This window comes from Ensifer sp. EB106-03-01-XG145 (genome assembly GCF_058792075.1).
Genome location: NZ_JBYTEC010000009.1, coordinates 154643 through 169148 on the forward strand (window position 1 = coordinate 154643; position 14506 = coordinate 169148).

Annotated in this window: 11 protein-coding genes and 4 pseudogenes; 9 read left to right on the forward strand and 6 right to left on the reverse strand. The window is 61.3% G+C overall.

What is annotated here, in order from left to right; translation table 11 throughout:
* The first annotated feature begins 37 nt into the window (after positions 1-37).
* Entirely contained in the window at positions 38-172 is a 135-nt protein-coding gene (locus tag AC3WWH_RS21360) for a hypothetical protein (RefSeq protein ID WP_280938346.1), read from the forward strand.
* A gap of 864 nt (positions 173-1036) precedes the next feature.
* Here AC3WWH_RS21360 and AC3WWH_RS21365 read toward each other — a convergent pair.
* Positions 1037-2743, reverse strand: coding sequence for an adenylate/guanylate cyclase domain-containing protein (locus tag AC3WWH_RS21365; protein WP_058323533.1), 1707 nt, complete (start codon positions 2741-2743; stop codon positions 1037-1039).
* Positions 2744-2804: 61 nt separating this feature from the next.
* Between AC3WWH_RS21365 and AC3WWH_RS21370 the strand changes: the two genes are divergently transcribed.
* On the forward strand, positions 2805-3074 hold the full coding sequence (locus tag AC3WWH_RS21370) for a hypothetical protein (protein WP_058323532.1): 270 nt from the start codon (positions 2805-2807) through the stop codon (positions 3072-3074).
* 294 nt (positions 3075-3368) lie between these two features.
* Here AC3WWH_RS21370 and AC3WWH_RS21375 read toward each other — a convergent pair.
* Together AC3WWH_RS21375 and AC3WWH_RS21380 are read right to left on the reverse strand one after the other, a co-directional pair.
* Positions 3369-3758, reverse strand: a pseudogene (locus AC3WWH_RS21375) (transposase); the annotation flags it as partial.
* Positions 3751-4011: pseudogene (locus tag AC3WWH_RS21380) on the reverse strand (IS110 family transposase); the annotation flags it as partial. The pseudogenes AC3WWH_RS21375 and AC3WWH_RS21380, both read right to left, overlap by 8 nt.
* A 106-nt stretch (positions 4012-4117) precedes the next feature.
* Between AC3WWH_RS21380 and AC3WWH_RS21385 the strand changes: the two are divergent.
* A pseudogene (locus tag AC3WWH_RS21385) lies at positions 4118-5206 on the forward strand (IS110 family RNA-guided transposase); the annotation flags it as partial.
* A 336-nt stretch (positions 5207-5542) separates the two neighbouring features.
* On the opposite strand, the gene AC3WWH_RS21390 reads toward AC3WWH_RS21385, so the two are convergent.
* Both AC3WWH_RS21390 and AC3WWH_RS21395 read right to left on the reverse strand, forming a co-directional pair.
* A complete protein-coding gene (locus AC3WWH_RS21390) occupies positions 5543-6067 on the reverse strand; it encodes a GNAT family N-acetyltransferase (protein ID WP_058323530.1) in 525 nt (174 codons plus the stop codon).
* Positions 6068-6078: 11 nt separating this feature from the next.
* On the reverse strand, positions 6079-6975 hold the full coding sequence (locus tag AC3WWH_RS21395) for a LysR substrate-binding domain-containing protein (RefSeq protein ID WP_058323529.1): 897 nt from the start codon (positions 6973-6975) through the stop codon (positions 6079-6081).
* 118 nt (positions 6976-7093) lie between these two features.
* Here AC3WWH_RS21395 and argH point away from each other — a divergent pair, with 118 nt between their 5' ends.
* The 6 genes from argH (at position 7094) to AC3WWH_RS21425 (ending at position 13404) form a co-directional block, all read left to right on the forward strand.
* Complete coding sequence (gene argH / locus AC3WWH_RS21400; protein ID WP_058323528.1) at positions 7094-8548, forward strand: argininosuccinate lyase; 1455 nt, start codon at positions 7094-7096, stop codon at positions 8546-8548.
* Positions 8545-9411 carry an amino acid ABC transporter permease gene (locus tag AC3WWH_RS21405; protein WP_058323527.1) on the forward strand — a complete coding sequence of 289 codons (867 nt, stop codon included), beginning with the start codon at positions 8545-8547 and terminating at the stop codon, positions 9409-9411. Before argH ends, AC3WWH_RS21405 begins: the two co-directional genes overlap by 4 nt.
* Before the next feature lie 11 nt (positions 9412-9422).
* The gene (locus AC3WWH_RS21410; RefSeq protein WP_058323526.1) at positions 9423-10193 is read left to right on the forward strand and encodes an amino acid ABC transporter ATP-binding protein; all 771 of its coding nucleotides are present in this window, start codon (positions 9423-9425) and stop codon (positions 10191-10193) included.
* Between the two features lie 30 nt (positions 10194-10223).
* Positions 10224-11051, forward strand: a complete 828-nt coding sequence (locus AC3WWH_RS21415) for an ABC transporter substrate-binding protein (protein WP_492377255.1) — start codon at positions 10224-10226, stop codon at positions 11049-11051.
* 64 nt (positions 11052-11115) lie between these two features.
* Positions 11116-12522, forward strand: a complete 1407-nt coding sequence (locus AC3WWH_RS21420) for an MmgE/PrpD family protein (protein WP_492377256.1) — start codon at positions 11116-11118, stop codon at positions 12520-12522.
* Between the two features lie 12 nt (positions 12523-12534).
* Positions 12535-13404, forward strand: coding sequence for a polysaccharide deacetylase family protein (locus AC3WWH_RS21425; RefSeq protein WP_058323524.1), 870 nt, complete (start codon positions 12535-12537; stop codon positions 13402-13404).
* Between the two features lie 309 nt (positions 13405-13713).
* Here AC3WWH_RS21425 and AC3WWH_RS21430 read toward each other — a convergent pair.
* A pseudogene (locus AC3WWH_RS21430) lies at positions 13714-13866 on the reverse strand (IS110 family transposase); the annotation flags it as partial.
* Between the last annotated feature and the right edge of the window lie 640 nt (positions 13867-14506).

Genomic DNA, 14506 nt, shown 5'->3' on the forward strand with positions numbered 1-14506 from the left:
TATTGACGCCCCGCCACAGCGACGTACGCTGCCCGTCATGTCCCTCACCACTGCCTTCAACTCTGAGCTCGTCTGGGCGGCCAACCTGGTCGAACACCTGACCAACTTTGAAAAGCGCCGGCTGCTCGAACGCGCGGTCGTCACGATCCGTGAAATGCGCAACGAAAGATGATGGTGACCGGCGCAACCTATCGCCAAAAACGCTGAGCCGCCAAAGTTGGCAAGTGCGGCTTAAGAAATCAGGCAACCATGGCAAGCTGGAAGCTACCGCGTTGATCTGATGCGTGAACTTGCAGAAACGAGCAGATGGTGTGATCGATCGATCCGAGACGTGGGACACTCCGTTGCGGACAGTGGCTTTTGAAGTCGACCTTCTGTTTGGAATCCATGTCGCGGAACTCATCTTGGCCGGCGTTCATGTGCGAGCGCAACAGGCCGGACATATGAACGCAGAGTTCTTGCAAGGAGGGGGCCGTCCACATATGTCCGCAGACGGAGCTTTGCCGCTGCTCTATGGTGTCTGCTGAGGACCGGTTGGCCAATCGTTTAGAGGCGCAGTCACCGCGTGCTGCTGATCGCATAACGGCCTAGCCCATCCATCGTCCCGGCGAAGGGACCTTGCTGCGGAGGGCTGATGGCTGTGCCCGTCCGAAAGCCTGTCCTGTCTTGTCGTCGCCTTCACCATTTCGGCCGTTGAAGCAGATCTTGCAACTGCCGGAAAGCAGACATTGTCTAGTTTCAAGGTAACGGCATCTTTGCGCCGCCGATAGCGGATATAAGCGCCGTCGCCTTCATGTCTCGGCGAAGCTGCTTAAATGTTTCGCAAAGCACCCTGTCTTCATTCTGGGCTACGGGCTCATCGCCACCATGATGCAAGGCGGTCCAGCGGAAAAGTCATGCGAGACTCGGGCTGGTTGACGCGTATTGTGGAGCGTCTGAAGAAGCTCGGCACTGCGATCCAGAAGACCGCCGTTCTCGCGCAGTGCGGATCCGTTGATCAAGTCCTCGAACGCGTCGGGATTGCCCCCACCCGCTGTCACATCTCCGGCAGGCCAGCCTTTCGGAAGCCGTCGACAAAGTGGTCTCGTACAGATGCATCGCGCAGCGGCTGGGAGCTGAGCCAATGGCCGATCGTGAAATGAGGGTGGGTGATCAGGAACAATTCTGCTTCTCGCCGCGCCTCCTCACGGTGGCCCAACTGCGCAAGCGAAGCAGCCAGGAATTTGCGTGAGTTGGTACGATACGTGTCTTTCCTGCGGAGTGTAGCGGTTGCCGCCTCATAGTCACGCGCGGCGTATTGCGCCTGCCCAAGATGACAAAGATACCAGCAGGTTGGATAGGGATTGAGCCGCAGAGCTTTTTCGATCTGCGCCAGTCCGTCGGCAACCCTGCCGTCCAGCACGGACATGTCCGACATGGCGGCCCAGGTGTCGGCGTGGTTGGGGTCCAGCTCCAGGGCCTTGGCGAAGGCGGCCTCCGATTCCTCCCATCGCCGCTCATAAGCCAAAATGGTCCCCAGAACGTAACGGCAGCCGGCATCGTTGGGATCTAGGTCGACCGCCTTCTGCGCGAACGTCGCCGCCATCCGACGGTTAGGATCTTCGGGCTCGCCGAAATGAGTCCAGGCAAGCCAACGGTTATAGGCGAGCAGACCGAGCGCCTCGGCATATGATGGCTCGAGCTCAACCGCGCGTTGGAGCAGCATATAGGCCTCACGCTCAGTTTGCGGCGACTCTTCCGTCAGGAGGCGGGCGCGCACACACAGATCGTACGCCTCAAAGTTCTTCGGCCGATTGCGCTGCGTCGGGATGCTCAGCCGGCCGACGAGGGCTTCAACAATCTTCGCGTTAACTTCATCCTGTAATTCGAAAACATCTTCCACCGTCCTGTCAAACCGTTCGGCCCACAAGTGCTGGCCGCAAAGCGCGTCGATCAATTGGGCATTGATGCGGACACGGCCCATTGCGCGTCTGGCGCTCCCCTCGAGGACGTAGCGGACGCCGAGCTCCTGGGCGACCAGCCGTACGTCGACCGGCTTGCCCCTGTAGCCGTACACGGAATTGCGCGCGATGACGAACAGGCCAGCCGTACGGGAAAGGTCGGTTATCAGGTCTTCGGTCAAGCCGTCGACGAAAGGCGCGTCCGCTTCATCCCCACTCATATTCGTGAACGGCAATACAGCGATCGAGGGACATTCGGGCAGCGGCAATATGCTCTGCAGCGCATCCGGCCAATGCCACACGTGGACCGGGCGAGTCAGGTTCTTTAGGTAGCGTTCGCCTGCATCAAAGAACCGCTCGCCGATCTTGCCGACGATCTCGCGGTGAACTTTGGCTGAAATGCAGATACCTCCCGGTGCGGCCTGCGTCTCGAGGCGCGCCGCGACATTGACGCCGTCGCCGAGGACGTCTGAACCGTCGTCAATGACATCTCCCAGATTGACGCCTACACGCAAAAGCAGGCGCCGGTCTCCGGAAGCCTCAACAGCAGTGGTGGCTCGTTGCATTTCCAACGCTGCTGTGACCGCGTCCACCGCGCTAACGAATTCGATTAAGAATCCGTCGCCCATGAGCTTGAAGATTCGACCGTTGTGGCGCATCACAGCCGGCTCGATAACGCCAGAACGGAGTTCCCTGAGGTTCGCCAGCGTTGCGACTTCATCAGCCTCCATCAGGCGTGAATATCCCACCACATCGGCAACGACGATGGCGGCAAGGCGACGCTGAAGAGACTGATCCGTCATGTAAGGACAAGCCTAACGACCGAGTTCGCAAGTTATTGTTCGACCGCGGGTGAGTCAACAAGTGGTCGGAGGTAATGTCCAGGCGATCTCCACCTCCATCGAGCCGTCATCCTTCTTTGTGACCGACGGCGTCGAAGTGGACGACACGGAAATGAGTATCCACGGAAAGCGGATGGTTCTTGAACGCCTGGTGATGGGCGGCGAGCGGGGGCTTTCGGCGGAAGTCCCAGTTCTGTTCGCGAAGTTGCGTTCCGGGGGAAACCCGAACTGCAACGGCGCCAATTCTGCATTTCTGGCCAACTCTCCAGATGCGGCCAGTCTCCTTCCGTGAAGAGTTTCGGGCGCCGGCAGGCGTACAAAAGTCCCCGAGGAAGGAACCCGCGGGCCACAGTTGAAGGCTATGGAGATTTCAATCTGCGGCTCATATCCGCGATCGCACGATCGCAGCCAGTGTGCGGGATTATGGACACTGACAGGCCGCTTCGTTGTACGTATGCGTGGTTTTTCTGGCCTGTCACCTGGTTGGTCACGACCCTGTCGGCGGCGATGATCACCACGGACGCATGCGGGTCGGTTGCCGGAGGCGTGACGCCTGCGACTGAAGTCTTGACCATGCCATGCCGGGTCATGAAGCCGTCTCCCGGTTCGTCGCCGTCGCATCCGGCGGTCCGCGCGGCTGTTTCCAGCGTTCGAACATCTCGATGACGATCATCCGTCCGCCGCAGCAGGGGCATGGCGGGCGGAAGTCATCCGGTTCGCCTGGTGTGCCGTTGTCGGCTGGTGCGGCGACGTGCAGGAGTTCGCGTGCGAGCGCTAGGCTGGTCTTGCGGGCTGAGCCGGCGAGCAGGCCGTAGTGCCGGATACGATGGAAGCCACGCGGCAAGACATGGAGCAGGAAGCGGCGGATGAACTCATCGACCGCGAGCGTCATGATCTGCTGCCGGTCCGCGCAGCCGCGGCGGTAGTCCTTGTAGCGGAAGGTGACGCCAGTTTCGTCGAAGGTGATCAGGCGCGACTATCACGCAGTCGTGCCCCATGCGGGTAAGCTGACGGTAAAGCTCGTAACCTGTCGGTCCGGCCTCATAGCAGAAGTGGAGGACAGCTCCTCGCTTCGCCAATTTTTCCACGATGTTCGCCACCGAGGTCGGATCCGAGGCTACGTCACCATAAAACCTTACTTCCCCGCCCCGCTCACCTTCAGCGACGGCCACAGAAATCTTCAATTTCGAAACGTCCAAACCGACAAAAAGCCTGTTATGCTTATTCATGGTTCACCCTCGCTAAGCTATGGGGCTCGGCTTCGGCCACTCCGAAGCAACCCCCGATTTCAGCTTATCGCGGGGGTGAGCCACCTTCACACCGAGAACATACGGTCTGAGCAAATCCACATGGCTCGTGACGGCGCTTTCGCCGGGGACCGAAAAGATGTCTCGTTTTGCTGTTGCTGGAGGCGACATCACCGGCTTGTTCTCATGTTTTGCCTCCCTGCGCCAGAAAGTTCAGCGGCGCAAGGACAGGCTCTACCCGCTGGTCGTGATCCAAGAAGCCGGGCTTGATGGCTTCTGGCTGGGGCGAGTGCTCAGCAAGGAAACCTGGATCGAGAGCCATATTGTGGAAGCCGCATCCATTGCCATGCCGCGCCGTCATCGCCGCGCAAAGACGGACCGCATCGATGGCGAAACCTTGATACGCGCCTTGATGGCCTGGAAACGCGGCGAGCCGCGTGCTTGTTCAATGGTCAAGTTGCTTACGCCGGATGAGGAAGACATCCGCAGGCTTGGACGGGAGCGAAAAACCCTGATTGCGGAGCGTGTTTTCCACGTCAATCGCATAAAGGGGCTGCTGTTTACGCAAGGAATACGAGAGTACGAGCCATTGCGTCGCGATCGCCGTCAGCGACTGGAGGAAGCTCGTACTGGCGATGGCCGGATGCTATCAAAGCACCTGAAAGCCGAAATCTGCCGAGAACTCGATCGCCTTGAATTGCTACTTACACAGATCAAGGCTGTGGAAGCAGACCGGGATGCTTTGATCGCTCGCGAGACAGCCGAGACACCGCCAAGAGCCGCCGCGCTCTTAGGAATCCGGGGAATAGGTCCTGAGTTCGCGACGATCCTCTACTCGGAAGGTCTGTTCAGACACTTCGACAATCGGCGCCAAGTCGCTGCCTACGCGGGACTAGCTCCCTCGCCTTGGCAAAGCGGCAACGTTAATCGTGAGCAAGGTGTCTCGAAGGCAGGAAATCCGCGTTTGCGAGCGACGATGGTCGAGCTTGCCTGGTTGTGGCTGCGTCACCAACCAAATTCGGCGCTCGCTCTCTGGTTCAAGGAGCGCATTGCCCGCAACAGCGGCCGTCTCAAACAGCCGATGATCGTGGCTTTGGCTCGCAAGTTGCTGGTTGCACTTTGGAAATACGTGAGCTCTGGCGTCGTCATCGAGGGCGCGATCATGAAAAGCGCTTAAGCCATCAAACGAGCCAATAGACTAAATTCCAATCCTCAGGGCTTGATCAGCCCTGACGGATCCAGGTGGACGGACCGGGATTCCGTTTGGCTTTACCCGCCGACCTTGAGATTGGTCCCGTTCTCCTGAGCCCGTTCCCGTCGAAAGCGGGTTAGTGGTGCAGCCGTAACAAGCGGCGACCGGATGTGAGATTGTACAGGTCCGGGGACGGGCCGGTAAATGCTATGGGCTCAGACCGTGGATCCGCTTACGAAGGAACAATTCGATGCCACGTGAATGAACCATTGACAAAAATCCTGATGTGAACGGAATCGAACTGTTGACTGCCAGAGACGTTCAGAGCACCAAACTGTCAGCCCACACAAAGACGATATTTCGCGAGCGCCAGATCGGGCCAGCATCCGTGTATTCCCCGGCCCGCTTGCCGCCGAGCGCGTCGTAGAAAGCGATCGCAGGTTCGTTGCCGTCGACCACGCCCAGCCCAACTCCGGGAAATCCTCTCTCCCGCAAATGCAAAGCAAGCCTTGAGAGCAATAGGCGGCCGATGCCTTGGCGTTTGACATCCGGATCGACGTAGAGGTTTTTGATCTCGCCAAGATCGCCAAAGATCGCATCTGAGGGTGCACCGGCAGCGCCGATCGCGACCGGCCTTCCCTCCAATTCGGCCAGAAGCACGATCTGGTCAAGGTCCGCTACCGCAAGCTTTTCGCGCCAGGTGTTGCGGCGAAGGCTTTCATCGAGCGCGGCGTAAATCTCGGGTGGGGCAAGGTCGCGATAGGTTTGTCGCCAGACCCGCACGTGGAAATGCGCGATTGCGTCCGCATCGGCCAGGCTCGCATGCCGTATCGTCACTTTTTCCATCGGCCTCTCCACTATTCCACCTGCTGCATCAGCCAACGTTGAAACGCCTTGAGCGCCGATGAAGGCTTGCGGTCCGTTGGGGTGGTGAACCAGTAGGCGACCTTGGATGCGTAGTGAAGCCCCCCGGGATTGACAAGGCTTCCGGTCCTCAGTTCCTCCTCGACGAGCTGTGGTGGAACGAGGGCCATGCCCTGGCCGGAGATCGCGGCGCGCAGGACCAGCGTATAATAGTCAAAGCGCATGACGCCCTGTGGCTCGAGGTCCGGTTTCCCATGTTCCGCCACGAGGTCGATCCAGCGCAGCGGAGTGCTCGGATGCTCGATGATGACACCGCGCGCCGCATCCTCGAGCGTTTCACAGGAGCCGAGCCGCGCGAGATAAGCGGGTGCGCAAACGAGCCGGACATCCTCGCCGAAAAGGTAGACCGAGTGTTCGTTCGCGAATGGCCCACGGCCGAAGCGGAACACTGCGTCCGGCTGAGCCGCCGGGTTGTCGGTCGCAAAGGTGGTGTACTGGACGTCGATATCCGGGTGTTTCTGATTGAAGTCGGAAAAGCGCGGCAAGAGCCAGCGGTCGCCGAGGATGGGCAACACCTTCAGCCGAAGCGTATGGGAATCGGGCTGCAGGCTCGCCGCGCGGAAAGCGGCCTCCTCCATCGCCTTGATCGCCACCTGCGCTTGTTCCAAATAGATGCGGCCGAGGTCTGTCGGCACCATGCCCGACGGCTTTCGCGTGAACATCTGCGCGCCGAGAAGGTTTTCGAGGGTCAGCAACTGCTTGCTGACGGCGCTTTGCGACAGGTTGATGCTTTCCGCAGCCGCCGTCGTCGAGCCTCGCTCCGCAATCGCCAGCATCACGCGAAGGGCAGTCATCGAAGGCAGTGGTACGGAGGTATGAACCAAGGGCATTCTCCGGCAAGGGGCTAGTCGGTTTCGTCATAACGGTATCGCTTTTTCGCGTTTGTGCAAGCGATCCCTAAAAGGCAACCTCAACTCGGGAACATAATTACCGAGATGGGAGACTGTCATGACAGAACAAGCGACATCGCTGTGGGGAGGCCGATTTTCCAGCGGTCCCTCTCCGGAACTCGCGGCGCTCTCGCGAAGCAATCCAAGCTTTTTCCGCCTGTCCCCCGAAGACATCGCCGGGTCTCGCGCCCATGCGCGCGAACTTGCGCGCGCTGGCGTACTGAGCGAGGACGAACTGCCGCGGATGCTGCAAACGCTCGATACGATCGCGGCCGATGTCGCGGCCGGCCGCGAAAAGCCGAAAGCCTCGGATGAGGATCTTCACACCTTCCACGAGCGCCTGCTGATCGAGCGGCTGGGTGCCCTCGGTGGCAAGCTGCGTGCCGGCCGCTCGCGCAACGACCAGACCGCCAACAACACCCGCCTCTACCTTCGCCGCACGGCGCGGCGACTGGTGCAGCTGGTCCTTGCGGTGCAGGACGCACTCGCCACCCAGGCGTATGAGCATATCGAGACGGTCATGCCGGGCTTCACCCACCTTCAGCCCGCTCAGCCGATATCGCTCGGCCATCACCTGATGGCGCATGCACAGTCGCTCAGCCGCGACATCGAGCGCTTCATCGACTGGGACCGCCGCTTCGACCGTTCGCCGCTCGGCGCCGCCGCCCTGGCCGGCTCGGCTTTCGCCCGCGATACTGAAAGCTCTTCGCGCGATCTCGGCTACGCCCGTCCCTGCGAGAATTCCATTGATGCCGTCGCGAGCCGCGACGTGGTCTCGGAATTCCTGTTCGTGACCGCGATGCTGGGCGTGAACCTCTCGCGCCTGTCGGAGGAGATTTGCATCTGGGCTTCGCGCCAGTTCGCCTGGGTGAAGCTGCACGATTCCTACTCGACCGGCTCGTCGATCATGCCGCAGAAGAAGAATCCCGACATCGCCGAGCTGACGCGCGGCATGTCGGGCACCATGATTGGCAATCTTGCGGGCATGCTCGCCACTCTCAAGGCGATGCCGCTCGCCTACAACCGCGATCTCGCCGAGGACAAGCGCGCGCTTTTTGAGACGATCGATCTTCTCGACCTGATCCTGCCTGCCTTCGCCGGCATGGTCGCGACGTTGACCTTCGACACTGAACGCATGGCCGCCGACGCGCCACGCGGCTTCACGTTGGCAACCGAGGTGGCGGATTGGCTGGTGCGGCAGGGCATTCCTTTCTCGCATGCCCATGAGATCTCCGGCGCCACCGTACGTTACTGCGAAGAGCGCGGCATGGACCTCGACGGGCTGACCGAGACCGACCTGCCGAACATCGATGAGGCATTGACTCCGGATGTACTTAAGGTGATCGACCCAGCCCGGGCGCTCGCCGAACGTTTCGGCCAGGGGGGAACCGCCCCCGCCCGCGTGCGCGAGCAGATCGCGGCCTTTGCCGACACCTGCAAAGAGCAGCGTACCTGGGCCGAACAGGATCTCTCGGGTGTTGCCCTAGTCCCCTTAACGGGAGAGGAAGCATGACCGACACGCCCCTACCCCAATCCAGCCGCGATGCCCATGACATCGCCCATCTTGAACTCGTCCCGCGCAGGCATGTGGGGCGCAAGGTCTTCGCCGCCATCGTGGTGCTGCTGGTGGCGCTCCTGATCCGCGCCTTCGTTGTCGGCCAGATCGAATGGCCGGTCGTCGGCCAATTCCTGTTCGCCCCCGTGATCATCCAGGGCATCTGGAATACGCTTCTGATGACAGTCGCGGCGATGTTGCTCGGCATCGCACTCGGCGTCCTCATCGCGATCATGCGCATTTCCGGCAATCCGGTGCTCGAATACATCGCGCTCGTCTATGTCTGGATCTTCCGTGGCGCGCCGGCGCTACTCCAACTGCTGCTCTGGTTCAACCTCGCGCTGATCTTCCCGACGATGGGCATTCCGGGCCTGTTCGAATTCAACACCGTCGAGGTGATGACGCCCTTCGTCGCCGCCATGCTCGGCCTGGGCATCCAGCAGGGCGCCTATACCTCGGAAGTCGTGCGAAGCGGCCTCCTGTCCGTGGACGCCGGCCAGTACGAAGCCGCTCGGACGATCGGCATGACGGGAATGCAGACGCTGCGCCGCATCGTGCTGCCACAAGCCATGCGCGTCATGGTTCCGCCTGTAGGTAACGAGGTGATCAGCATGGTCAAGCTCACCTCGCTCGCCTCGGTGATCCAGTATTCGGAGATCCTGCACAATGCGCAGGTGATCTACTACGCCAATACCCGCGTGCTGGAGCTGCTGATGGTCGCAAGCTTCTGGTATCTAGCGATCGTCACCGCCCTCTCCCTGATCCAATCCCGGATCGAACGCTACTACGCCCGCGGCACCCGCGGCCGCACGACGATCTGAAGGGGGCGCACATGACAAGCGAAATCCTGGTCAAGGCCGTTGACGTCTGCAAGAGCTTCGGCACATTCAAGGCGCTCAATGAGGTGGCTCTGGAAGTGCGTAAGGGCGAGGTGAGCTGCATCATCGGCCCCTCGGGCTCCGGCAAGAGCACGTTCCTGCGCTGCATCAACCTTCTGGAACGCATCGACTCCGGCGCGATCTGGGCCAATGGCGAGATGATCGGCTACCGCCGCGACGGCAACAGGCTCTATGAGCTGAGCGACGTGGAAATCGCCCGCCAGCGCCGGGGCATCGGCATGGTTTTCCAGCGCTTCAACCTGTTCCCGCACAAGACTTCGTTGGAAAACGTGATCGAAGGGCCGGTACAGGTTTTGGGCGAAAGCCCGAAGGCCGCCCGCGAACACGCGATGGAACTCCTGAAACGCGTCGGCCTTGCCGACAAGGCCGGCAACTATCCCTCGGAGCTTTCTGGCGGCCAGCAGCAGCGCGTCGCCATCGCCCGAGCGATGGGCATGCGTCCCTCGCTCATCCTGTTCGACGAGCCGACCTCCGCACTCGACCCCGAACTGGTGGCCGAGGTGCTCGATGTGATGAACGATCTCGCCGCCTCCGGCATGACGATGATCGTCGTCACCCACGAAATGGGCTTTGCCCGCAACGTTAGCAACACCGTCGCCTTCATGGACGGCGGGCGGCTGATTGAGCACGGCCCTTCGGCGCGGGTCCTGACCCAACCCGACAACCCCCGCACCGCCGATTTTCTCAAGGCTGTGCAACGATAACCGCAAAAAACCGACAGGATGGGAACTACGATGAAAAAAGCAATTCTGGCCGCCTCGGCGTGCCTGCTCGCCTTTACCGCCCACGCACAGGATCTGCCGGAGAAACAAAAATCCGCGGGCAAGCTTGTGGTGGCGAACACGCCGAATTATCCGCCGATGGAATATCGCGACCCTGCGACGAACGAACTGATGGGCGTCGACATCGAGCTTGGCAAGGCGTTGGCCAAGCAGCTCGGCACCGAGATCGAATGGTCCGAGATCGGCTTCGAGCAAATGGTGTCTTCGCTGAATACCGGCCGCGCCGACCTTGTTTTGAGCGGCATGAGCGACCTGCCCAAACGGCGCGAGACCATGGACTTCGTCGACTATATGAGCTCCGGCGCGCAGTTTTATACCTCGGCCAAACGCAAGGATGAGTTCAAGGAACTCACCGACTTCTGTGGCAAGACCGTCGGCATGAGCCGCCGCACCTCCTTCCCGGACGAGGCCAAGAAGTGGAGCGCTGCCAACTGCGAAGCCAACGGCAAGCCGGCGCTCGTGATCGTCGGCACCGAAGGCTCGGCCGATGCCCGCGCCCAGTTGAAGCAGGGCCGCCTTGACGGCGCGGTCCAGGGCTCGGAAACCCTGCCCTACCTGCTGCAGCTTGAAAAGGGCACCTACGCCATCGTCGGCGAGCCCTTTACGGAAGTCTATCAGGGCATCGGCTTCTCCAAGCAGACGCCAGAGCTGCGCGACGCGATTGCCGGCGCACTGAAAGCCCTCATGGCCTCCGGCGAATACAAGGCGATCTTCGAAAAGTACGGCCTTGCCAGCAGCACACTCGACGGCTTGATGATCAACGGCGAAGCCGTGAAATGATCAGGTGGTGGCCCGGTGCATTAACCGGGCCGCTCCCCTGGCCTGCCCGAACGAGGATATCATGATGCCCGATGTAGCCCGAAGCGGCGTGCAAGCGTTGACGCATGTCGAGGCGCTTGCCGATTTCTGCGCCCGACTTGCGCCTGCCGATCTACCGACCCGGATCGCCGCCCGTACCAAATCCCACTTTCTGGATACGCTCGGCGCAGCACTCGCTGGCACTCGCTCCATCGAATTCCGCAAGGTACGTGCGCTCGTCGCACCAGGGGGAACAACACCGCTTCTGGCCTCGCCACAGCGAACCGGACCGCGCGACGCGGCCCTTGCCAACGGGGTGGCCACCCATGTCTTCGAACTCGACGATTCCGGCGGCTGCGATCATACAGGCGCCGTCGTTCTGCCCGCGCTACTGGCAGCTCTTCCGTCCTGCGAGGCCCCGATTTCCGGCGGCAATCTCATTTGCGCGCTGACGGCGGGTTACGAGGTCGGCCGCCGCGTGCTGGATGCATCCGGCGGCTACGGCGTGCACAATGGTGCCGGTTGGCACTCCACCGGCACCTGCGGCACGCTCGCGGCCGCGGCAGCGGTCGCGCGGCTGCGCGGCTATGACAGCGCCCTCTTTCGCCACGCCCTGGCGCTGGCCACCAGCTTTTCCTCTGGCCTGTGGGCCTTCAATCATGATGGCAGCCAAGCGAAGAAGGTCCACGCGGGCCGGGCGGCTGAAGGCGGACTTCTCGCCGCCGATCTCGCCGGCGCCGGCTTTTCCGGTCCCTCGCATGTGTTCGACGATGTCTGGGGCGGTTTCTTCCGCACCTATGTCCGGGATGCCGGGCATACCGGCGAACTCTCAGCCGGGCTGGGCACGAACTGGAAGATTGAACGGGCCTCGCTCAAGCCCTACGCTGCTTGCCGCGGCGCGCATTCCGCCATCGACGCTGTCGGCGACATCCTTGCCGAGACCGGCCGCACTGCCGCCGATATCGCGAGGGTTGACGTCCGCCTTAGCTCCTTCCTGATGGACATGTGCGGCGGGGCGCGGCTGGAAACACTGGCGGGCGCACAAATGAGCCTCGGCTATGCACTGGCGGCGCTCCTGGTCTTCGGCCGCGTCGACCTCGAACAGTATTCCGCCGCCGCCCGCGGCGATTCGCGCATCGCCGATGTTCTCGGCCGCTTCCGCTTTCATCCCGATGCGCAGATGCCGCAAATGGCCGAGCCGGAGGTGACCGTCACCTTCGCTGATGACGAAAGCAGGACGGCGATGGTGCCCCGCGCCACCGGCTCCAGCGAGCGGCCGATGAGCGACGCCGCCATCCGTGCCAAATTCGACAGCCTCGCGTCGATGGCATTGCCTGCGGCTCGTATCGCGGACCTCGCCGATTTCGTGGGCGTGCTGGAGGAACACGCGGACTGCCGGGGCCTTTCTGACCTGCTGGTCGCAGACGAACCCGAAGCGCCGGTCTTCATTTGAGAAGGAAGTTTCATGACCTACGATCTCAGCCCTCGCCCACTCAACCCCGCGTCACCAGCCCCCGTTTTTGACTGGCCGTACGGCAAGAAGAGCGCCCTCTTTATCGGTTTCGACGTCGATGCCGAGACTGCCTGGATCGGCAACAACCACGCCAATGTCGACCGGATGGTGACGACCTCACTCGGCGGCTACGACGCCCGGGTCGGAATCACAAAGATCCTCGAACTGCTGGATACGCTGCACCTCAAGGCGACCTTCTTCATTCCCGGCTGGACGGTCGAGGCCCATACAGCCGCGTGTGAACCGATTGTCGCTGCCGGGCACGAGATCGCCCATCACGGCTACCTGCACAAATGCCCGGATCGCAACAAGCTGGACGAAGCAAAAGAGGAGATCGACCGCGGCCTCGAAGCGCTGAAATCCCGGCTCGGTGTCACACCCGTCGGCTATCGCGCGCCATCCGGCGAGAATTTTCCCGAGCTTCTCGCCTATCTTTGCGAACGGGGCCTGCGCTATTCCTCATCCTTCCGCGACGATATCCGCCCCTATCGTCACCGTCTGGCGGACGGCCGCCCGGGGCCGGTGGAAATTCCGGTCAACTACGCCTTCGACGACTGGAATTTCGGCATGACCGGTCGGCTGGATGCGCGCCCGCTCTTCGGGAGGGACGCTATCCTACCCATCTGGCGCGAGGAGTTTGTCGGAACCCACGAGTGGGGCGGCGTGACCACGCTTGTCCTGCATCCGCAGGTTTCCGGCCGGCCGATGCGGTGGCGGATTCTGCGGGATTTCCTCAGCGAGATCGCCGCGCGTGACGACGTCTGGATCACCACCGGCGCGGAAATCCTCGCGCACTACGAGGCCGAAACCGAAGCAGCATAGGGTCTCGCCGGTCGCCCGCCAAACCCGCGCGAATGGACTTCAACCATCTCCACAGCAGAGGCGACCCTTACAATATCGCCATCGTGGTTCCCGACGATACTTTATGCGAACTTCTGTAACGGGCTTTGCGTCAATCCCTTGTGCGCTTAATCCCTCGCGAGGGCTTGTTGGCCAATCTTTTAGGGGCGCAGTCACCGCGTGCTGCTGATCGCAAAGCGGCCTAACCCATCCCTCGTCCCGGCGAAGGGACCTTGCTCCGAAGGGCTGGTGGCTGTGCCCGTCCGAAACCTGTCTTGTCGTCTCCTCCCATCAAGCCGCCAGGGCTGGCGCCAGCTTATGAGCAATGAAATTGGTTCTGTCCCTGAGCATGCGATGCAACACCACCGCCAGCTTGCGGGCCAGCGCCACGCGCGCCTTTCTGGGACCGGCACGTCTGGCGACCGCCAGTGCCCAGCCCTTCAGATCGCAATCGCTGACTGCGGCGTGAGAACCGAGTATCGACTTGCCTGCCTGCAGGAACGGCGTTCGTCGCGCAAGATCAACGCGTTTCTGGACGCCGTTCTCTGACGGATCGTTGTTGCGCGGTGTGTTCACAGGCGATTCAAAAGAGTCGCAGGGTGCACGATGCCCGCGCATCCAGTCGCGTCGCGAATTGCAGCCTACAAGATATTCGGCCTGAACTCGCAAGCCAATAAAACCAGATGATTACTGTACCGTGACCCTTTTTGATCACCCATGACGGAACCTTCCGCACGCCGCCGCAAATAACCCTAGGGCACAGGCGCTTCGGTGAACCCGTCGCGCGCGCAGATGCACGCACGAGGTTAATTTCCATTGCCCGACCGCTCTCGCGAGGCCCAGATGGAAGGCCAGAAGACACCGGCTAATGTGGCTAAACCATCGCGGCTCGGTCTCCTAGCCTATTTTCCACCCCAAGCAAAAGGGGATGACTGGGCGCACCCCCGACAAATACATCAACATTTTTTGCGTTTGTATCGTGTCTTTTTGGCGCTGCTCCAACTTAGTTTTGGCCCATCAGAAAGGTGGTGGGAATGCAGCGGAGAAAGTTCGGCAGCGCCCTTGACCTTCCCATCGTTGGAAG